Origin of the sequence: Pseudodesulfovibrio aespoeensis Aspo-2, from assembly GCF_000176915.2 — a bacterium.
In the GTDB taxonomy this organism is placed as follows: domain Bacteria; phylum Desulfobacterota; class Desulfovibrionia; order Desulfovibrionales; family Desulfovibrionaceae; genus Pseudodesulfovibrio; species Pseudodesulfovibrio aespoeensis.
This window is the reverse complement of record NC_014844.1, coordinates 3,111,676-3,131,490: the sequence shown is the minus strand read 5'-3', so window position 1 is coordinate 3,131,490 and position 19,815 is coordinate 3,111,676. Positions and strand designations below refer to the sequence as shown.

Sequence of the window (19,815 nt, the reverse complement as noted above, 5' to 3'; positions counted from 1 at the left end):
CCGGTCAACGATCGCATCCGTCTAACAACATTGGCAGGAAAAAGTCAAAGGGCATGGCGACCAGACCCCGCCCGGCTCGCTGCGCCGGGCCTCCCGCAGGCGGTGCGCCTGCCGCGTCCCGCCGTCAGTCCCGCTCATTTCAGGAGGGGCGGCTGATGTCCTCGAAGGCGCTCATGGCCGTGTCCATGGCCACGAAGCCGTCCTCGCGCAGGGCCACGCCCAGGCTCTTGGCCAGATTCGTGGCCGCCACCTGTCCGATGGCCACGAACGCGCCGTCCACTTCCAGCTCGGTGGTGGAGCCGTCCGCGACGCTTTGGCCGTTGTGTTCCGTCAGGATTCTTCCATTGCAAAGGGGAGGCAAGGCGCGGGAGGCCGTCAAGGCCCGTTGCTCCTGGCGCGAGGGCAGCCTTGGCCGCGACGGCCTGCCCTGGCCGCGCGGCAAAGATTGCAATTGTCACCTGTTTGTCACAGAAGTTTCTGAAAAATGGGATATTGTTCGTTCCGCGTCAGGGGGCATTCTCCTGGCTCAGATGCATCTTGGAGGATTTGACATGAAATTCCAGCAAGTTGTCGAAAGCCCTGATCGCTGTTTCCTGGCAGTGGAGCGTCATTGCTCCGTCTGCTTCGCCCCCATCCGGGACATCGCCACTGCCGCCCGATCGCAGGAGGGCCACCACTACTGCGCCAAATGTGCGGATATCCTGTTCAAGGCCGGAGCCTTGGACGACCTGCGCTGCGACGCGGGTGACGGGCAAGTCCAGGTCCGCCAGCTCGTCTGAGTCAGGCGGAAGGAACCTTGCTCATTGGTTGGGGCCGCCTTCCATTGAGATCATGCTATCCTGATTGATTTTCAGAATGCCGGAGTCGGGCCGTGGCCGAGTCCGGCTGTTCGCGCGGGATTCTGACCGAGACCGTGGTGCCGGTGTCCGGGGCCGAACACATGGCGATGGAACCGCCGTGTTTTTCGGCCACCAGCCGTGCGCTGTAGGTGCCGAGTCCAGTGCCGCCGCGTTTCCCTTCTGTGGCATATTTCTCAAAAAATCTCGGCTGTATGGAGAGCGGAACCAGACCCGCGTTGCTGATGCTGATGCGGCAGTCGCGATCCATGCCTATGTCTACGGAAACAGGCTTGTCCTCGCTCGCCTCCACGGCGTTCTTGATGAGGTTGCCGAGCATGGTGTAGATCAGGGGGCGCTCGGCATGGAGCAGGACAGGCTGCTGGTCGTCGATGTCGCGCCCGTCCAGCGTCAGGGTCACCGGAACAGGCCGCTCCCTGCCCATCTGGGTGTTGCGGATGACCTCGCGCAGCAGGGCGGGCAGGTCGAACTCCTCGAAGCGGAACTCGTAGGTTCCCGTCTCCAGTTTGTACATTTCCAGGGATTGGTTGATGAGGGCGAGCATCATGGTTCCGGCGTCTTCCACGGCCTGGAGCATTTCGGCCTGTCTCGGGGTGATGTTGTCGGCCTGCCGGATGATGCGCGGGATGCCGATGATGCCTGACAGCGGCGATTTGAGGTCGTGGCGCACGATGCGCGTCACATCCTCCTTGAGCTTGCTCAGGGCCTTGCGCCGGGTCACGTCGATGCCCACGCAGACGAATTCCCTGGCCTCGCCGTGGACGTCTGCGACCGGGCTGTTGACCCACTCCGCCCAGAAGTGGTTCCCGGCCAGTCCCACGCTCTCGCACTCGAAATCCAGGCGTTCGCCCGCGGCGATGGTCCGGCCCAGTTCGGAGAGCAGGGCGTTGTTCTCAGCCATGTCCGGCCCTGACGTGTCTTTGGGGGCGAGCAGTTCGGTGATGGGCAGCCCGATCAGCGTCGGGCCTCGCCGCTCGAAGTGCTCCTCGGCGTACCGGTTGGCAAAGGTGACGGCCCCGTCCCGGTCCAGGCGCAGGACAAGGCAGCGCGCGTTCTGGACCATGCTCTCGTAGACGGCCCGGCTGCTTCTGAGTTCTTCCTCAAGCTGCTTGCGGGGGTCGATGTTCCTGATCGAGCCGCGCGTGCCGAGGAACACGCCTTTTTTCGAGAAAACCGGCAGGCTGCTGTGGGCTACCCAGTGTTCCAGACCCTGCCTGTCAATGATCCGAAGGTCGAAGCTCGCGGGTTTGCGCAGGGCGTCGAAGGTCGCGGTGCGCTTGAGGAACTCCTCCTTGTGGTCGGGATGGACCAGATCCGCGAACAGAGCCGGGTCGTCCATGAACTCCTGGCAGGTGTACCCGGTGATCCGCTCGCAGGCCGGGGAGACAAAGACAAAGGAGCCGTCCGGGGCGAGCCAGTATTCCCAGTCAAAGGTGAACTCGGCCACAGTCCGGTAGCGCTCCTCGCTCTCGGCCAGTTTTTCGGCCACATGGCGCATGGCCCGGATCAGGGGGCCGATCAGGAGGACGCCGCCAAAAACCAGGATCGAGATGATCAGGCCGATCACCTCGTAGGAGAGCGAGGGGACTTCATGACCGAGATAGACGCCAACCAGGGAGTAGGCGCGGCGGAAGGCCATGGTGAAGATGCCTGCAGAGAGCAGGGTCCAGGCCCATTTTTTCCCGGCATCGACAATGAGCTTGAACGCGAAGAAGCCTGCCGCGAACTGGAGAAGGGTCGAACACAGGACAATGAGGAACATGGCGCGTCTCCACCCGGACGGTCGTGCGTCCGGGGCGGTGTCCCGTGTCGATCTCTTGGTCGAACAGGCCCGGCTTTTGTCCCAGGCATACAGCAATTTGGCCGGGTTGTGAAACGGAATCGCCATGGCGTTCCGCATGACGGCCCGCAACGGCGGCCTGATAACGGTCAGGCCGCTACCGGCGTTCGAACACCAGTTCCCCCACGCCGGGCAGGGTGATGGTCACGCGCCTGTCCTCGATGCGGCCCTGGATCACGCCGCCCTCCCTGGTGTGCAGCCACAGCTGTCCGGCCTTGGGCAGGGACCACTTGAAGGGGATTTCGTCCGTGTCCGTGCTCCAGGTGCCGCGTCCGTTGTCGTTGAGGGTCAGGACGATTTCGGTGTCCTCGGTGTCGGCCACATAGCTGCCCACGGCCTCGCCTCTGTCCGGGGCGCAGGCGGCCAGAGTCAGGAGCAGGAGCAGCAGCCAGGGCAGTGCCGTGCGCAGTGTCATGATTCGATCCTCCCGAGCTTGCCAAGGAAGAGTTGATCCGTCTGGAAGGCCGAGTCGTTGCGGAAGACGTGGAGCGTCATGGCGATCCAGGACAGGTCGCGCAGCACGGTCCACCAGCTGATGGGGTCTTCGATGGTCTTGAAGCAGCCGCAGCTGATGGGTGCGTCCCGGAACAGGTTGACGACGATGGCCAGGGTGAAAACGCCGAGCATGGCCGTGATGATGGCCGCGGCGGACTTGACCCGCACGCCGAGGATGAGCAGCGCGCCGCAGATGATCTCGGTCCAGGGCATGAACACGGCCAGGGCGTTGACCGCCCAGTAGGGCACGAGCCGGTATGAGGCAATGGTCTCGCTGAATTCGGCGGTGTAGTTGATCTTGTACATGGCCGCGTAGACGAACAGGCCGCCGATGTAGAGGCGAAAGGCCAGGGCCAGCCACGGATGGGTCACTATTCGCTTGAGCAGGGCGATCATGGGGTCACCTCGTATCCCGCCGCTTCCCAGGCCGCAAGGCCGCCCTCGATGACCAGGACATTGCTGTGCCCGAGCATACGCAGTTCGCGTGCCACCTCGGCGTCGTAGTGTCGGCTGATGGTGCGTCCGTAGACGAGCAGGGTGGTCTCCGGGTCCATGGCGGCGAGCTTCATGGAATAGACGAAGTCGAACAGGTCCTTGGGCAGGTTGATCGAGTCCTGGATGGCCTGTTGCTGGTGAAAGTCCGCAGGCCGGGCGTCGATGAGCACGGCCTCGCCGCTTTGGGCCATGCGGTGGGCCTGCCTGGCGTCGATCATGGCCGGGGGCGGCTCGAACAGGGCCTGCGGGACCAGCTCGACGCCGCTTGGGCTGGTGGCGTTGAAGAGCGCGCCCAGGACGATCCCGGCCAGGATGATCAGGCAGACATCGCGCCAGGACGCGCGCCAGACCCGCTCCACCTCGCCGTGGACCAGCCCGATGATGCGCTCCTTGGCCTCGGTCTGGATGGTGACTTCCTGCCTGGCCGTGGTCAGCGCGTCGAGGGTTGCCTGGAGTTCGGCGTTGCGCGTGCTCAAGGCGGTGTTCAGCCCGTGGATGAGTTGGCAGTGCTTGGCATTGCCCAGGGTGACGATGAAGGTGCCCATCAGGGAGCTCAGGAGCTGGCGCATCTCCTGGGTCATGGGCTTGGGGGACAGGGGCGAGCCGAGCCCGATGGCGCCGTGCCATTCGTCGTCGAGCGAGAAAAGCATGCCCAGCTCTGCGGGCGCGGGCAGGTTGGACACGGCTTGGGCGTCGTCCAGGAGTATGGACTGGTTGGCCTGGGGCATCCTGTCCTTGAGGTCCACGAACCGGGCCAGCACCTGCTCGCGTCCGGCCGGGGCGGCCAGGGCGGCGTGTTCGCCCGGATCCGGGCCGCGATAGGCGATGTCGGCCCGTGCGGACTCCGGGCCGTACAGGGCTATCCAGCCGGTGGAATAGGAGAAGGTGCCCATGACCGTGAGCAGAAAGGCATTGAGGATGGCCTCCGGGTTGTTCAGGCTCGAAAGCTCCAGGGTCGTCTCGTACAGGGTCTGGAGCCTGAAGGCGTGATGGCCGAGTTCCTCGCGTGCCTGTTTCACGCTCTCAAGACCTTGCTCCATGCGCAGGTTCCTGTCCCTGAGATCGGCGTTGAGGCGGCTGACGCGCTCGTCGGCGCAGGCCCGTTTGAGCGCTATGGAGAGGTTGGCGGTCAGTCCTTGGAGGAGCTCGATCTCGTCCTCGCCGTAAGGGGTGCCGGTGAGTTTCGGGCCAAGGACCAGGATGGCGCAGTCGGACTCGTCGATCTGGATGGCGACCACGGCGCTGGTCCCTGCCGGGAGGTTGGGGTCGCTGGCCAGATGCTGGCCCGCCAGAACCGTGGGGCGCGGCTGCGGGGTGGCCGGGTCCCTGTCGGGAAAGAACTTTTCCACCAGCCCGGCCCCGGCCCGTTCATACCGCTCTCTGGTGGCTGGCTCAAGGCCCAGGCTCTCCATCTGCAGCCGGTCCGGCCCGACCAGGGCGGCAAAGCCGAAGGTCAGGCCCAGCGGCCCCATGGCGATGGGCAGGAACCGTCTGAGGGTCGTCCTGGGGTCAGCCGGAACCGACAACTCCATGGACGCTTCAAACAGGGTCCTGAGGTGGAACATCCGGCGCTCGAACTCCCGGGACTGCCCGTGTTCGGCGGTGTCCGGAGGCGCGTCCGGGGCGGTTGGCTTGGGGCGATCCCTGTTCATTATTCCAATTCTTGTATGATTCTGAAGAGTGCATCCATGTCCGGGATCATGCCCCGGTGGGCGTAGCGGACCGTGCCCTGCTTGTCCACGATCATGGTGAAGGGCGTCTTGGGCTTGTCGAGCAGGTCGTAGATCGCATAGTCCGTGTCAGGCGAGACCGGGAAGGCGTATTCTCGCTGGCGGATATACTGCACCTCCATGGGCGTGCCCCCGGCGGCAATGCCGAGCAGGGTGATGCGCGTGTCGAGCCCGGCCCGCTTCAGCCGCTTGGTCAGTCGGGTGAGCTGGGGCGACATCTCGTGACAGATGGGGCAGTAGACCCCGATGATTTCAAGGAGAATGTATGGAGTTGGGATGTCGGCGATGGTGAAGGGCGCGTTTTGGGACAGCCCCAGCTCCGCCGCGTCGGCCTCGACGGCAAAGGGCGCGATGGCAAAGCTGGGCAGGGTGTCCCCGACCTTGGGCAGCTCCGCCCAGGCGGGCGCGGCCCAGGACAGCGCCAGGGACAGCGCCAGGAGCAGGAAGGGCAGGGTGCGGTGTCTCATGGGGATAGGTCTCCTTGCAGGGCGTTTTGTTCAGACGGCTCTGAGGGCGTCTGCTTCGGTCTCGCAGAGCGTTGCCAGGGTGGTCATGCCCACCATGGTCAGGACTTTCGTGAAGTTGCTGGACAGTCCGGCCATAGCCACCGGCGTTCCGTCCTTGCGACAGTCGAGCAGGAGCTGGGTCAGCAGGGCGATGCCCGCGCCGTTGATGGAGGTGTTCTCGGAAAAGGAGAGGACCAGTTTGCCCGAGTCGGCTCTGGCCGAGGCAAAGGCGGTGCGCAGCGACTCCTCGGAACCGGAGTTGACCGTTCCCTTGATTTCGATGACGCCGATGCCGTCCAGGTGTCTGACCAGGAAGCTCTCGTCCCGGCTCTGCGAGAGCTGGATGCGCTCCTGGGCGCGCTTGAGGGCGGCGTCGAGGCTGCGCTGCTGGATGGGCTTGTTGATGAAGTCCGTGGCGTCAAGGCCCAGCGCCTTGATGGCCAGATCCATGTCGCCGTGGCCGGTGATGATGATGACCTCAGTCTTGGGGGATATCTCCTTGATCCGCCGCAGCACCTCGAGCCCGTCCATGCCCGGCATCTTGATGTCGGTCAGGACGATGGGCATGTTGTGCTCGCAAAAGAGCTCAATGCCCTGGTCGCCGTTTTCCGCCGTGTAGACCTCGAACCCGTAAGCATCAAGGAAGAGCTTGAACATGGACAGGGTGGGGCGTTCGTCGTCGATGACCAGTATTTTAAGAGGCATTGACTCTCCTCGCTGTTTGCTCGGTCGTGTCTCGGATTCAGTCTATGGCAGAAAACTCGTTCGTGTCCAGTTCTCACTGACACTTGCTGGCGCGCTCCTGCCACTGGAGCGTCGGTGCCGCCCGGACTGGCCGCCCAGCCGGTCTTTCCCAGGGCAACCGCATCTAATTTCCAGTCAGCACCTTGATAAGAAACGAGTTGTCCCAGCCAGCCATTTTGCGCTTTCTCTTCATGCTGGTTTTCGTAGACTCTTGTTTCACACAATTGAGCGCTATTTTCCTCAACATTGAGAGGTTTTCCGGCGAATTATCCTTTCGTATACGACTTTGGTCCTCGCCGAAACTGACATCAAGCACCCAATGGACTGTGTTTTCTATCCCCCAGTGCTCACGGACGGCATCGCCGAAACGTTGAGCGTGCCCGTTGATACTCATGATGAAATATCTTTTTTCATTCGATATGGTGTTGCCAACTTCGCGTTTTGATTCAACCATGCCGATGGCATTGAGATTGTCCCACCCTGTTATTCCTGCCAGAAGATCGTCACCCACAATGGTGCTGTATTCACGGGTTTCGATTCGGCCATGGCCGGAATCGATTGTCCGGCGCGTCTGATGTAGCAAAGATGTATTGACCTTGGACTCGTTAAACAAAAGATCAATATATTCATAAAGTTCTGGCTGGTTCTGTTTTACGGCAAGCACATAGTCGGCTTTTTTTGATCCGATCTGCTTGGCTATGGCTTTTTGGCACCCCATGGCATCAATGGTGACAATTGCACCTTCAAGATGCAGCATTTCAAGCAGCTTGGGGATTGCAGTAATTTCATTCGACTTGTCATCCACTTTCACTTGGCCAAGGATAAGGTTGTCCTGTGAAAGCCATGCGTTGACCAAATGAAGAGAGTTTTTTGCGTTGCCCTATCGAACGATCGCCGCACCGTCTTTCCATCAAACGCCACAACTTTGCCGCGCATTTCGATCTGTAGGGCCGAAAGCCAACTCGACAGCGCTTGTTGCAATTCGATGGGCTCCAGTCTGGCAAAGACGCGCGCAAACGTGTCGTGGGATGGAATGCCATTTGGAAGCTCAAGAAATGTTTTCAGCCATTTTTCCCTCGTTATTCCAAAGCATTCTATATCCTCCCACCCCTCAGCATTGGCAATAACTGCGCAAACGGCAATGACCAGTATGTCAATAAGGTTATGTTTTTTTGTCCTGTCAATTCGCGGGTCTTTGACAATGGACAGATGGGTGATCAACGACTTGTCGCAATTTGGCATCTGCACTCCCTTTTGGAGTGCACCATACACTATATCAGACTAAAATCATTATGAATGCTTTGACACATGGCATTTGAGTCAAACGAATAAATGAAGTCAGGAGGCACTTAACCGACAAAAACGCGTCAGACGCGATCCTGAGATGCGTCAGCCCTGCGGTCTTTCCCCTTTCTGCTTGACGCTCTCCAATTCTTGGGCTAGGAAACGGATATTCCATATATCAAGATATCCTGATATAAGGGCAAAAATGGAAATAATAAAGTATTGCAAAGCATTGTCTGACGAAACCCGGGCCAGGCTGGTCAACGTTCTTCTCGAATATGAATTGAACGTGGGCGAGATCGTGCAGGTCATGGGCATGGGGCAGTCGCGCATATCGCGTCACCTCAAGATATTGTCGGATTCCGGGCTGGTGGAAGTGCGGCGCGATGGCCTGTGGGCCTTCTACCGGGCCAGCGAGAGCGGCAACGGGCGCGAGTTCCTGGACGGCGTGGCCCCGCTCATGGCGGGCGAGAACGCGCTCAAGCGGGACCGCAACGTGGCCGTCAAGGTCATCCGGGAGCGCACCGCGGCCACCCGGCAGTTCTTTGACGACATCGCCCCGGACTGGGACCGCATGACCGCCGAGGTGCTGGGCGAGATCGAGCTGGGGCGCGAGATCCAGGCCCGGCTGCCCCGATGCGCCTGCGCCGCGGACCTGGGCTGCGGGCCGGGCGACATGCTGGCTATCCTGGCCGCCTCTGCCGATGTGGTCATCGGCGTGGACAACTCGCCCAAGATGCTCGAACTGGCCGAGGAGCGGTTCTCCGGCGACGCCAGCATGAGCCTGCGCATCGGCGAGCTGACCCACCTGCCCCTGCGCGACTGGGAGGCGGACTGTGCGGTCATGTCCCTGGTGCTCCACCACCTGCCCAGGCCGCTGGACGCCATCCGCGAGGCCGGGCGCGTGCTCAAGACCGGAGGCAGGCTGATCATCGCCGAGTTCGAGCGCCACGCCAACGAGCTGATGCGCACCGAATACGGCGACCGCAGGCTCGGCATCCCCAGCCAGAAGATGCTCGACTGGCTCGATCAGGCCCGGTTCAATGTCACCGGGGTGACCAAGTTCACCGTCAACATGGGCCTTGTCGTCGTCGTCTACGAGGCCGAGAAAAAATAGCAACCAACCCCTTATTTGGAGGATTCAATGTCCAAGAACGTCATGCCCGTCGATCCCGCCTGCGACCACAAGGTCGCCGACATGTCCCTGGCCGAGTGGGGCCTCATGGAGATGCAACTCTCCGAGCGCGAGATGCCGGGCCTCATGTCCCTGATCGAAAAACACGGCACGGAGAAACCCCTTGCGGGCTTCAAGGTCATGGGCTCGCTGCACATGACCATCCAGACCGCCATGCTCATCAAGTGCCTCTATGAACTGGGCGCGGACATCCGCTGGGCGTCCTGCAACATCTTCTCGACCCAGGACCACGCGGCTGCGGCCATCGCCCTGTCTGGCATGGCCAAGGTCTTTGCCTGGAAGGGCGAGACCCTGGAGGACTACTGGTGGTGCACCGAGCAGGCCCTGACCTGGCCCGACGGCAGCGGCCCTGACCTGATCGTGGACGACGGCGGCGACGCCACCCTCATGGTCCACCAGGGCGTCAAGGTCGAGGCCGACCCGAGCCTGTGCGACAAGCAGTACGATGTTCACGAGTTCCAGATCATCATGGACCGTCTCAAGGCGGGCCTTGCGGCCAACCCCGGCAAATGGACCGCCATCGCCAAAAAGATCCGCGGCGTGTCCGAGGAGACCACTACCGGCGTGCACCGTCTCTACGAGATGCAGCGCGCGGGCGAGCTGCTCTTTGCGGCCATCAACGTCAACGACTCGGTCACCAAGTCCAAGTTCGACAACCTCTACGGCTGCCGCGAGTCCCTGGCCGACGGCCTCAAGCGCGCCACGGACGTGATGGTGGCGGGCAAGGTGGTGGTCGTGGTGGGCTACGGCGATGTGGGCAAGGGGTGCGCCCAGTCCATGCGCGGTTTCGGCGCGCGCGTGCTGATCACCGAGATTGATCCCATCTGCGCCCTGCAGGCCGCCATGGAGGGCTATCAGGTCCTCACCATGGCCGAGGCCGCGCCCCAGGGCGACATCTTCGTCACCTGCACCGGCAACTACCACGTCATCACCGGCGCGCACATGGACGCCATGAAGGACGAGGCGATCCTGTGCAACATCGGTCACTTCGATTCCGAGATCGAGATGGCACACCTGGAGAAGAACCCCAAGGCGGTCAAGAAGACCGTCAAGCCGCAGGTGGACAAATGGACCCTGCCCTCGGGCAAGTCGCTCATCGTCCTGGCCGAGGGACGGCTGGTCAACCTGGGCTGCGCCACCGGCCACCCCAGCTTTGTCATGTCCAACTCCTTCACCAACCAGGTGCTGGCCCAGCTCGACCTGGCCAAGAACGACTACGAGCCCAAGGTCATGATCCTGCCCAAGAAGCTGGACGAGGAAGTGGCCCGGCTGCACCTGGAGCGCCTGGGCGTCAAGCTCGAAACGCTGACCAAAAAGCAGGCCGACTACCTCGGCGTTGCGATCGAAGGCCCGTACAAGCCCGACCACTACAGATACTAGAAGCACCAATGATCGTGGAATGCAGGGGGCCAACGGCCCCCTTTCCGCGTGCGGCCCCTGTCGCGGCCCCCGCATTTTGGTGGAGGCGGCCCGGCCCGGAATGTGCTAGGAACCCTGTCATGCATCATACGCGCACCGCCAATTTCGTCTTGTTCCGGGCCCATGTTCCGGCCCTGGTCCTCCTGCTGGCCATGCTCCTCTGGCCGTCCGTTGCCAGCGCCCTTGACGTGACCGTCAAGGTGTCGAGCGTCAAGGTGGATTTCGGCCTGCCCCACGCGCCTGAAAATCTGCTGGACGACAATCCGGCCACGGCCTGGGTCAGCGGCGGAATCGGGCCGGGTGTGGGCCAGTGGATCGACCTGATCTTCGGGCTGCCCACGCGCGTGGAGCGGCTGGGCATCTACAACGGCCATCAGGGCGAGGGGCTGTTTCAGGAGTACCGGCGCATCCGCTCTGGCCGGGTGCTCTACCCGGACGGCACCGAGACGCGGTTCTGGCTGCGCGACGAGCCGGGCGAGCAGTTGGTCGAGTGCAGCGGCAGGCCTTACAAATCCCTGCGCATCGTGGTGGACGAGGTCTTTCCCAAAGGTGAATTGACGGCCAAGGTCAAGCTGGCCGTGTCCGAAATCAAGCTCTACCTCTCGCTCATGGCCGCGCCCGGCGGCGAGTCGGAGCGCGACGTGCCGGACCCCGCGCGGCTGGCAGCCCCGCCCCCGTCAGACCCCGCCGCTGCCGTGCCCGAGCCGCTCATCGCGCTGCTGCGCGAGTTCTACGTCAGGCAGACGACTCTGGCCGACGATTTTGCCGAGCTCTTTGCCGCGGATGTGCGCGACCGCAACGATTTTCAGTTCGAGGTCTTCAAGGAGACCCAGCGTCAGCTCGGCACCCTGCGCACCCTGCGCACTGCGGAGGTGGACACCTCGGGCCTCGGATTCGAGATGGTCCGCAGCGAGGGCAACTTCGCCGAGGTCCGCGTCTTTGGCGCCTACCGCGTCAAGGTGGCGAACCTGGACAGGAATCTGGATGAGGATTCGGTCTTCGTGGTGGTCAAGGATCCGGAGGGGTGGAAGATCGTCGAACTGGATGGACAGGACGGCTATTAATCCTTCCTATTTTATTCCAGCTGATTACACGATCCACACATCAATCAACCGTCCCTGGTCCAGCCCTTCGGATTCGGCAGGGATTGTGGCCAGCCCGTGGGCCTGGAGCATGGTCCGCAAGAGGCCCGACTTGCCCAGCACGGGATGGGCCAGCGGCAGCGCGCCTGCGCGCGGCTCAAGCCTGATGCGCACATAGTCCTCGCGGCCCGGCTTGGAGGCCACGTTGCGGGCCAGCTCGGCCTGGAGCACGGGCCGCAGCGTGGTGTCAAAGGCGTTGCGGTCGCCCTGCAAGTGGCGCAGCAGCGGCAGGATGAGCACATGCATGACCACCAGGGCCGAGGTCACCTGACCCGGCAGGCCGATGGCCGGCTTGCCAGAGGCGCGGCCCAGGATGGTCGGCTTGCCTGGGCTCAAGGCCACGCCGTGGGCCAGGATGGCCGAGTCGCCCAGTTCCTCCAGGGCCGCCACTGTCAGGTCGCGCACCCCGATGGAGCTGCCGCCTGAGAGCAGCACCACGTCGGTTTCGGCCACGGCCTTGGTCAGCGCCTCGGTCAGGCTCTCCAACTCGTCCCTGACCAGCCCGTAGTGCACCGGGATGCCGCCCGCCTGGGCCACCAGCGCGGCCACGGTGTGGCTGTTCACGTCGCGCACCTGGCCGGGCCGGGGCATCTGCCTGACGCCGACCAGCTCATCGCCCGTGGACACTATGCCCACGCGCGGACGCCTGCCCAGAGCCATCTCCTGAAAGCCGAGCGCCGCGGCCAGCCCGATCTCCTGCGGACGCATGACCGTGCCCCGCGCCAGAGCGATCTGTCCCTGGCGGGCGTCCTCGCCGCGCAGCATGACGTTCTCGCCCGGAGCCGCGCTCTTGCGCACCTCAATGGTTGTGCCGTCCATCTCGCCGGTGTGTTCGATCATGATCACCGCGTCCGCACCCTCGGGCAGCACGCCGCCCGTGGGTATCCTGGCGCATTCCCCCGGACCGAGCGGGGTGTCCGGCACCACGTCGATGGACAGGGTGGCCGTGCATTCCAGATACGCGGGGTTGGTTTCGCTCGCGCCAAAGGCATCCCGCGCGTTGACGGCAAAACCGTCCATGCACGAGCGGTCGAGCAGGGGCCAGTCGTGTTCGGCGATCAGATCCTCGGTCAGTACCCGGCCCGAGGATTCGGACAGACCGCATTGCTCGCTCTCAAGGGGCGGGAACTGCCGGAGCAGCTCCTCGAACCTGGGGCGGCTGATGATGGTGAAAAATCCGTGGGGCGTGTTAGGCTGGCTCATGCTCGGGTGACCCCCTTGTGTCTTCATGGGCATCCGGCGGACCCCCCGTGATCAGGCATGTGGAATGCACGCTACCGGCAGGGCCGGGCTCTGGCAAGGCCTGCCCTTTTGCCGCAGGTCCGGCACCGCTAGCAGACTGTTGAAAAACATCCGATTGCTGCGTTGCTTCAAAAAGGTCAAATCCTCACGTACTAAAAGTACACTTCGGCCTTGACCTTTTTTCGCGCCTAGCACTGAACATTTTTGAACAGCCTGCATGTTCTGATTTTTTGACGACCTGCTAGGGTTGGCGCAACGCCCTGGCGTATTCGCCGATCATCGCGTCCTTGTGCATGATGTGCTCCACGATCCAGTCATTGATGAACAGGGAGATGCCCTTGGGTGACACGATCTGGCCCGATTCGATGAGCCGCCACAAGGTGTTCACCCGGATCAGCAGCAACACATGCTCCGCCGAGTGCTCGCTCTGGCCGGGATACCCGATCCGCGTCATGTACGCCTCTTCCTCCTTGAAGTGGTACCGGGTATACGCCTTGAGCCGTTCAAAGGTGTCCTTGAGCGCTGCCTCGCCCTCGTCGCGGGCGATGGCGTTCAGCAGATCGTCGGCCACAGCCAGGAGCTGCTTGTGCTGGTCGTCGAGAATCGGCAACCCTATGTCGAGCACGTCGGTCCAGTCGGGGTAGGACATCGGGCAACTCCTGTGAAGCCTACTTGATGACTTCGGTTCCAATCCCTGATTTCGTGAACAACTCCAAAAGAATGCAGTTCTCGACCCGGCCATCAAGGATGGCCGCCTTCTCCACCTCGGCCACGGCCTCGATGCAGCACTTGATCTTGGGAATCATGCCGCCCGTAACCACGCCCGACTCGATGGCCTCGAACGCCTCGCGCGTGGTCAGCGACGAAATGAGGCTGCCGTCCGTGTCCAGCAACCCCGGCACATCGGTCAGCAGGTGCAGCCGCTTGGCCCCAAGGGCGGCAGCCACAGCCCCGGCCACGGAATCCGCGTTGATGTTGTATGTGTTGCCCTCGTCGTCCACGCCCACCGGCGCGATGACCGGGATGAACCCATCGCGTTGCAGCGAGGTGATGAGCGCGATGTTCACCTCGCGCACCTCGCCCACCTTGCCCAGGTCGATGATCTCAGGCGGGGCGTCCTTCTTTTCCACGGTCAGTTCCTTGGGCTCGGCCATGATCAGCATGCCGTCCTTGCCCGAAAGACCTACCGCGCGCCCGCCGTGCAGATTGATCAGGTTGACGATCTCCTTGTTGACCTTGCCAACCAGCACCATCTCCACCACGTCCATGGTGGCGTCGTCCGTGACCCGGTACCCCTCGCGAAAATGCGACTCGATGTTGAGCGCCTTGAGCATCTTGCCTATCTGCGGCCCGCCGCCATGCACCACCACCGGATTGATCCCGATATACTTGAGCAGGATGATGTTGAGCGCAAACGCCCGCTTCAAACTCTCATCAATCATCGCGTTGCCGCCATACTTGATGACAATGGTCTTGCCGTAAAATTCCGAAATGAACGGCAATGTCTCGATGATGGACCTGGCCTGAAGCTGATACCGCTTCATGTCCCGCTCGCTGATGGATTCTTTCTTCACTGGCACGCTCCTGCGGAAATGACCGGGATGCCCGGATTATTGTGCCGGATTCTCCACCAACCGCGCGCCTCTGTCAACAGCCAGGGAAATGCCTCCGGCGGCCAGGGCGCTGCCCTGGACCCCAGGCGAGCCTCCGGCGGTAAGAGCCGCATGTAATGGCATGGGCCTGCCCACCCTTTCGGGATGGACAGGCCCGCGCCATTGCATGCGGCAGAGGTTCAATTCAAAGGAAAACCCCCGTTCACTTCTTACTGTCCTGCCCGGACACGCCATCTCCGCCTTCCCTTCGCCAGCCGGACAATGGGCGGGAGCGTCGCAGCGCCAGTTGCGTCGGGCCGCGTCTTGGGCGAAACCCGGCGGGAGCGGAGTCTTCGACCGCTCCCAACTGTTTCGCCAGCGGGTCGATGCTACTGGCGCGCGATGCGGGAGCCCCGATCACAGACTCTTAAAAAGCGGTTTTTGCTTACTTTTGGCCGCTTTGGCCCAAAAGTAAGTCGCGACGGAGGAGCGAAACCCTTTGCGGTTCTACATGCCGCCGCAGGCGGCTTCCGTATCCCTCTTTCTTCCTCATCTCTCAAGCCAGCACCAACCGATAGAGCATCCGTTCATAGCAGTATGACACCGCTTTTGCCGGGCTGTGGCCCACCCCCATGCAACGCAGGCGACAGTAAACATGCAATGGATTCAACCTGTGCTGCAATCGCGACCGGATAGACATGGACCACCTCCCTTTGCCCCTCTTATCGGCAGACATGCGGCAAAAGATTAGCGGAATCCCCCCTCGATTCTCCAACAGTCTTCATCATCCGCCCACATCCACGCCCGAGGCCACCCCCCAGACATGAAACCCCCCATCGCCCTTGTAGGCCACCCCCACGGCCCCCTTGTGCAGATACAGGCACATGGCCCAGTCGTGCTCAAACGCGCTGTTGGTGGACGACCAATACGCCTCGCGGGGGTGGTCGAAGGGGTGATCCTGCGGCAGGGCCGGTGAATGGCGCGAGGCATCGATCAGGGATTCCAGCTCGCGGATGGTGGGCAGCCGCCAGTGGGCAATGTCGGCGAGCCGGTCCCGGTTGAGCTGGGCAATGGCGGCAAAGGCGTCGCTCCACCCCGTGGGGCCGCGGGTCAGGTCGGCGGACGCGGTCCAGGTCAGCCCGGTCAGGGCGTCCAGCACGGCTGGTCCCTGTCTGGTATAGCGCGGCTTCGGCCAGGGCGCGTTGACAACATCGTCCGCGCCTGTGACTGGCAGCGCGGGACTGGCGCCGCGCACGGGCCAGACCAGCTCGAAGCCGGTCCGGGTGCCCCAGAACATCCGCCCCCCGGAGAGCTGGACATGCCACGCCTGGGCCGGATGCATGGCCGACCTGGTGGCGGTCCAGTACCAGCCGCTGAACACGTTGGCAAAGGGATGGCCTTCGGCCAGCGCCGGGTTGGCGTGATCAAAGGAGATGAGGCTGAAGAGCTCGCGCCGGTCAGGCATGCGCCAGTCGCGGTGTCCGTAATGGCCGCGCTGGTTCATGGTGTCGATGAAGTCCAGGGCCTCCTGCCAGGCGAGGGGAAAGCCCGGCGCATTGGCGTCGCGCAGCCAGGTCAGGCCGGTGAGCCGGTCCAGCACGGTGTGTTCAGATGGGGCGAAGCGGTCCGGGCCGGGCGCGGCCTGGGCAAAGAACTCGGCGTCCTGGCCGGTCTCTTGGCAGGGGATGGCCGCGCCGGACGCATCGGCGCAGAAGGTCTGCCCGGTGGGGAGTGGAGGGCGGATCATGCCCGCATGTTATTCCTGAACGAGGAAAATTGCCAGGAGCAGGATGGAGACTGCGCAGGCCAGGCCGCCCAGGAACACGCCGGTCATGCCGTAGAGGGCGTAGAGACCGCCCATGAGCAGGGGGGCCAGGGTCTGGGCCAGCCGCAGGAGCAGCCCGTTGGCGGCCATGAACGCGCCGCGCTGCTCCATGGGCGCGATCCCGGCCAGCATGGTCATGACTGTCGGGATGTTGAGCCCCTGGCCCAGGCCGAAACAGATGACCGGCGGGATGACGTGCCACAGGCCGGGCGCGTCTGGGGTCAGGACCATGGAGAGCATGTAGAACAGGGCCGAGGCCATGAGCAGCCTGCGCTGGCCGAACCGCTCGGCCAGCGGACCGAGCAGGAACGAGGCTATGCCCGAGAAGCCCGAGGCGATCAGGAAGATCAGGCCGATCATCAGGGGCGAGGCCTGGAACTTGTGGCTGAGCAGAATGGGCAGGTAGGTGATGATCGGTCCGTAGAGGACCATGAAGGTCATCAGGGTGGTGGCGAACAGGGCGAGCACCTGCCGGGTCTTGATGCGGACCCAGGCCCCGGCGAGGTACTCGCCGAAGCTGCCGGAGCTTTTGGGCTCGGGCGCGTCCAGGCGGGCGAGGACCGTCAGCCCCAGGGGGATGGCCAGGAGCGGCAGGATGAAGGGGTATTGCCAGCCGAGCATGGCCAGCACGCCGCCGATGGCCGGAAAGCCCGCAGTGCCCATGGACAGCACCGAGGCGTTGTAGCCCATGGCCCTGCCCCGGTCGCGGCCCTGGTAGAGATCGCCGATGATGGTGCCGTAGAGCACGCCCAGAGGCGACGCGCCGATGCCCTGGCAAAAGCGCAGGACCAGGAGTTGCTCGATGTTCTCGGCAAAGAAGCAGGCAAAGCCGAACACGCCGAAGATGAACAGGCCGGGCACGAGGACCGCCTTGCGGCCCAGCCTGTCGGCCAGGATGCCCACCAGCGGGGCAAAGAGCGCGCCGGGCAGGGTGAAGGCCGAAATGACCAGCCCGATGTGGACCGGGGAGATGCCAAGCCCGGTGATCATGTCGGGCAGGGCTGGGATGATGCTCGATACGCCGAGAATCGCCATCAGCGTGACGCCGAAGACGAGCTGGAGATTCTTGTCGAGATAGAGTCGTCGCAAAATGGTCCCGGCTAGATGGCCGCGTCGAGCAGCATGTTGTCGCGGTGCACGGCCTCGTCAAAGCTGACCGGGCCGATGGCGCGGGCCAGCTCCGAGGTGCGCAGCCCCTTGATGCGGTCGAGCTCGGCGGACGAGAAATTGGTCAGCCCGACGCCAAGCGCGTCGCCTTCCAGGGTCTTGATGAACACCAGCGCGCCGCGCGCAAAGCATCCCTCCACCCCGCGCACGCCGATGGGCAGCAGGGATTTGCCCTTGGCCACCAGGGCGCTGGCCGCGCCCCGGTCCACCATGATGGCCCCGGAAGGATCGTCGTGGTAGGCGAGCCAGAATTTCTTGCTGGACACGGTCCGGTCCTCGGGCAGCACCAGGGTGCCGCGCTCCTGGCCGTCCAGCACGGCTGGCAGGTCGAACTCGCCCCGGCCCGAGACGATGAGGGTGGGCACGCCCAGCTGGGCCGCGCGCCGGGCCGCCCGCAGCTTGGAGTACATGCCGCCTGTGCCCACGCTGGTCTTGCCGTCGCACATGGCCTCGATGTCCAGGGCCGCGATGGCCTCGATGCAGGGCATGGGCCGGGCGTCCGGGTTGGTCTCCGGATTCCTGTCGTACACGCCGTCCGCGCTGGTCAGGTTGATGAACAGGTCGGCCCCGATCAGCCCGAGGCACATGGCCCCCAGGGTGTCGTTGTCGCCGAATTCAAGCTCCTTGACGGACACGGTGTCGTTTTCGTTGATGATCGGGATGACGCCCCATTCGAGCAGCCGCTCAAGGGTGTTGCGCGCATTGAGGAAGCGCTCGCGGTCCTTGAGGCCGCTGCGGGTGAGCAGCACCTGGGCCGTGATCCTGCCGTGCGCGGCAAAGGCCTCGTCGTAGTCGTGCATGAGCCGCCCCTGGCCGATGGCCGAGGCAGCCTGGCGCGCGGGCAGGTCGGTGGAGCATTTGTTGTGTTTCGAGGTGAGCTTCGAGGTGCGCTCGCGGATGCGCTGGCGGCCTGCGGCCACTGCGCCCGACGAGACCAGGACCACATCAAGCCCCCGGTCGCGCAGGGCCGAAAGCTGGGCCGCCAGCCGGCTGATGGCGGCGGGGTTGAGGCCGTCGCTGGTGGTCAGCACGGCGCTGCCCACCTTGACCACCACCCGTTTGACATGGGCCAGCAGGGCTTTTCTGTCCACAGGGGATTCTATTGCCGCAGGGGAATTCGTCATGGAGCGCACGGTACAGCATCACCCCGTCGGGTGGCAAGCAGGATGGGCGGAGAATGCGCAGGGAATGGGCGGGGGTGCTGCCTATTTGCCGTCAATGAAGGCCAGGGTGCGCCACATTTCGGCCACCAGCTTGTCCACGCCCTGGCCGGTCAGGGCGGAGATGAAGAAGACTTTCTGCCCGGTCCCTTCCACCTTGCTTCTGATTTCTGCCAGCTCGTCATCGCCCAGGGTGTCGATCTTGTTGATGACCCTGATCTGGGTTTTTTGGGCCAGTTCCGGGCTGTATTCGTGCAGCTCCTGGTTGAGCATGTCGTACCCGTCCGCCGGGTTGTCCCGGTTCAGGTCCTCGGCGGCCAGGATGTGGACGAGGAAGCGGGTGCGCTCCACATGCTTGAGAAAGGTGATGCCCAGGCCGAGGCCTGCGCTGGCACCCTCGATGAGGCCGGGGATGTCGGCGATGACCATGCGCTCGAATTCGTCGTTCTCGATCACGCCGAGGTTGGGGTGCAGGGTGGTGAAGGGGTAGGCCGCGATCTTGGGCTTGGCCGCCGAGACTTGGGAGATGAAGGTGGACTTGCCCGCGTTGGGCAGGCCGAGCAGACCGACATCGGCCAGGATCTTCAGCTCCAGGCGGATCTGTTTTTCCTCGCCGGGCCAGCCGGGCTCGGCAAAGCGGGGGGTGCGGTTGACCGACGACTTGAAGTGCAGGTTGCCCCGCCCGCCGTCGCCGCCCTTGCAGATGACGACTTCGGTGCCGTCCTCCACGAGGTCGGCGATGAGCTTTTCCTGGATGGAGCCGTCTTCAAGCTCGACCATCTCGTAGACCAGGGTGCCGACCGGCAGGTCCACCATGAGGGTGGGCGCGGCCTTGCCGTAGCGGTCGCGGCCCATGCCGGACTGGCCGTTCTTGGCATAGTAGTGGCGGTGCAGGCGGAAGTCGTAGAGCGACATGAGCCGGACCGTGCCGCGAAAAATCACGTCGCCGCCCCGTCCGCCGTCGCCGCCGTCCGGGCCGCCCTTGGGCACGTTGGCCTCGCGGTGCAGGCTGGCGCAGCCGTTGCCGCCCTTGCCCGACCGCACCAGGATGGTCGCCTCGTCAACAAATCGCATACACTAACTCCTTACCCGCTCGCCGCTGGGCGGCACGCCCGCTCCGGG

Annotated in this window: 18 protein-coding genes and 1 pseudogene; 4 read left to right on the top strand and 15 right to left on the bottom strand. The window is 63.5% G+C overall.

Annotated features, from left to right (window positions below):
- Window positions 1-139 precede the first annotated feature (139 nt).
- The gene (locus tag DAES_RS14530) at window positions 140-451 is read right to left on the bottom strand and encodes an FAD-dependent oxidoreductase (RefSeq protein WP_157864873.1); all 312 of its coding nucleotides are present in this window, start codon (window positions 449-451) and stop codon (window positions 140-142) included.
- A 100-nt stretch (window positions 452-551) separates the two neighbouring features.
- On the opposite strand from DAES_RS14530, the gene DAES_RS14525 reads away from it, so the two are divergent.
- Complete coding sequence (locus DAES_RS14525; RefSeq protein ID WP_013515793.1) at window positions 552-779, top strand: hypothetical protein; 228 nt, start codon at window positions 552-554, stop codon at window positions 777-779.
- Between the two features lie 55 nt (window positions 780-834).
- On the opposite strand, the gene DAES_RS17070 is transcribed toward DAES_RS14525, so the two are convergent.
- From DAES_RS17070 to DAES_RS14490, 7 genes and pseudogenes are all read right to left on the bottom strand, one after another.
- Window positions 835-2,619 carry a sensor histidine kinase gene (locus DAES_RS17070; RefSeq protein WP_013515792.1) on the bottom strand — a complete coding sequence of 595 codons (1,785 nt, stop codon included), beginning with the start codon at window positions 2,617-2,619 and terminating at the stop codon, window positions 835-837.
- Window positions 2,620-2,794: 175 nt separating this feature from the next.
- Window positions 2,795-3,112 carry a hypothetical protein gene (locus DAES_RS14515; RefSeq protein ID WP_013515791.1) on the bottom strand — a complete coding sequence of 106 codons (318 nt, stop codon included), beginning with the start codon at window positions 3,110-3,112 and terminating at the stop codon, window positions 2,795-2,797.
- On the bottom strand, window positions 3,109-3,588 hold the full coding sequence (locus DAES_RS14510) for a MauE/DoxX family redox-associated membrane protein (RefSeq protein WP_013515790.1): 480 nt from the start codon (window positions 3,586-3,588) through the stop codon (window positions 3,109-3,111). The genes DAES_RS14515 and DAES_RS14510 overlap by 4 nt, the downstream gene beginning before the upstream one ends.
- Complete coding sequence (locus DAES_RS17065; protein WP_013515789.1) at window positions 3,585-5,339, bottom strand: rhodanese-like domain-containing protein; 1,755 nt, start codon at window positions 5,337-5,339, stop codon at window positions 3,585-3,587. The genes DAES_RS14510 and DAES_RS17065 overlap by 4 nt, the downstream gene beginning before the upstream one ends.
- Window positions 5,339-5,884 (bottom strand): peroxiredoxin family protein, encoded by a 546-nt coding sequence (locus DAES_RS14500; protein ID WP_013515788.1) that lies wholly within the window; start codon window positions 5,882-5,884, stop codon window positions 5,339-5,341. Before DAES_RS14500 ends, DAES_RS17065 begins: the two co-directional genes overlap by 1 nt.
- Before the next feature lie 30 nt (window positions 5,885-5,914).
- Window positions 5,915-6,628, bottom strand: coding sequence for a response regulator (locus tag DAES_RS14495; RefSeq protein WP_013515787.1), 714 nt, complete (start codon window positions 6,626-6,628; stop codon window positions 5,915-5,917).
- 163 nt (window positions 6,629-6,791) lie between these two features.
- Window positions 6,792-7,909 (bottom strand): annotated as a pseudogene (locus DAES_RS14490) (ISAs1 family transposase).
- 247 nt (window positions 7,910-8,156) lie between these two features.
- On the opposite strand from DAES_RS14490, the gene DAES_RS14485 reads away from it, so the two are divergent.
- The 3 genes from DAES_RS14485 (at window position 8,157) to DAES_RS14475 (ending at window position 11,629) form a co-directional block, all read left to right on the top strand.
- Window positions 8,157-9,068, top strand: a complete 912-nt coding sequence (locus DAES_RS14485) for an ArsR/SmtB family transcription factor (RefSeq protein WP_013515786.1) — start codon at window positions 8,157-8,159, stop codon at window positions 9,066-9,068.
- Window positions 9,069-9,095: 27 nt separating this feature from the next.
- Window positions 9,096-10,526, top strand: a complete 1,431-nt coding sequence (gene ahcY / locus DAES_RS14480; protein WP_013515785.1) for an adenosylhomocysteinase — start codon at window positions 9,096-9,098, stop codon at window positions 10,524-10,526.
- 119 nt (window positions 10,527-10,645) lie between these two features.
- The gene (locus tag DAES_RS14475) at window positions 10,646-11,629 is read left to right on the top strand and encodes an NADase-type glycan-binding domain-containing protein (RefSeq protein ID WP_013515784.1); all 984 of its coding nucleotides are present in this window, start codon (window positions 10,646-10,648) and stop codon (window positions 11,627-11,629) included.
- Window positions 11,630-11,653: 24 nt separating this feature from the next.
- On the opposite strand, the gene DAES_RS14470 is transcribed toward DAES_RS14475, so the two are convergent.
- From DAES_RS14470 to obgE, 7 genes are all read right to left on the bottom strand, one after another.
- On the bottom strand, window positions 11,654-12,910 hold the full coding sequence (locus DAES_RS14470; protein ID WP_013515783.1) for a molybdopterin molybdotransferase MoeA: 1,257 nt from the start codon (window positions 12,908-12,910) through the stop codon (window positions 11,654-11,656).
- A gap of 280 nt (window positions 12,911-13,190) precedes the next feature.
- On the bottom strand, window positions 13,191-13,598 hold the full coding sequence (locus DAES_RS14465; RefSeq protein WP_013515782.1) for a bacteriohemerythrin: 408 nt from the start codon (window positions 13,596-13,598) through the stop codon (window positions 13,191-13,193).
- A gap of 19 nt (window positions 13,599-13,617) precedes the next feature.
- Window positions 13,618-14,493, bottom strand: a complete 876-nt coding sequence (gene argB, locus DAES_RS14460; RefSeq protein WP_041271846.1) for an acetylglutamate kinase — start codon at window positions 14,491-14,493, stop codon at window positions 13,618-13,620.
- 832 nt (window positions 14,494-15,325) lie between these two features.
- Window positions 15,326-16,288, bottom strand: coding sequence for an Lcl C-terminal domain-containing protein (locus tag DAES_RS14455; RefSeq protein ID WP_013515779.1), 963 nt, complete (start codon window positions 16,286-16,288; stop codon window positions 15,326-15,328).
- Window positions 16,289-16,297: 9 nt separating this feature from the next.
- Window positions 16,298-17,455, bottom strand: coding sequence for an MFS transporter (locus DAES_RS14450; RefSeq protein WP_013515778.1), 1,158 nt, complete (start codon window positions 17,453-17,455; stop codon window positions 16,298-16,300).
- Between the two features lie 11 nt (window positions 17,456-17,466).
- Entirely contained in the window at window positions 17,467-18,657 is a 1,191-nt protein-coding gene (proB, locus tag DAES_RS14445; protein ID WP_013515777.1) for a glutamate 5-kinase, read from the bottom strand.
- An 81-nt stretch (window positions 18,658-18,738) separates the two neighbouring features.
- Window positions 18,739-19,767 carry a GTPase ObgE gene (gene obgE, locus DAES_RS14440; RefSeq protein ID WP_013515776.1) on the bottom strand — a complete coding sequence of 343 codons (1,029 nt, stop codon included), beginning with the start codon at window positions 19,765-19,767 and terminating at the stop codon, window positions 18,739-18,741.
- Window positions 19,768-19,815 lie beyond the last annotated feature (48 nt).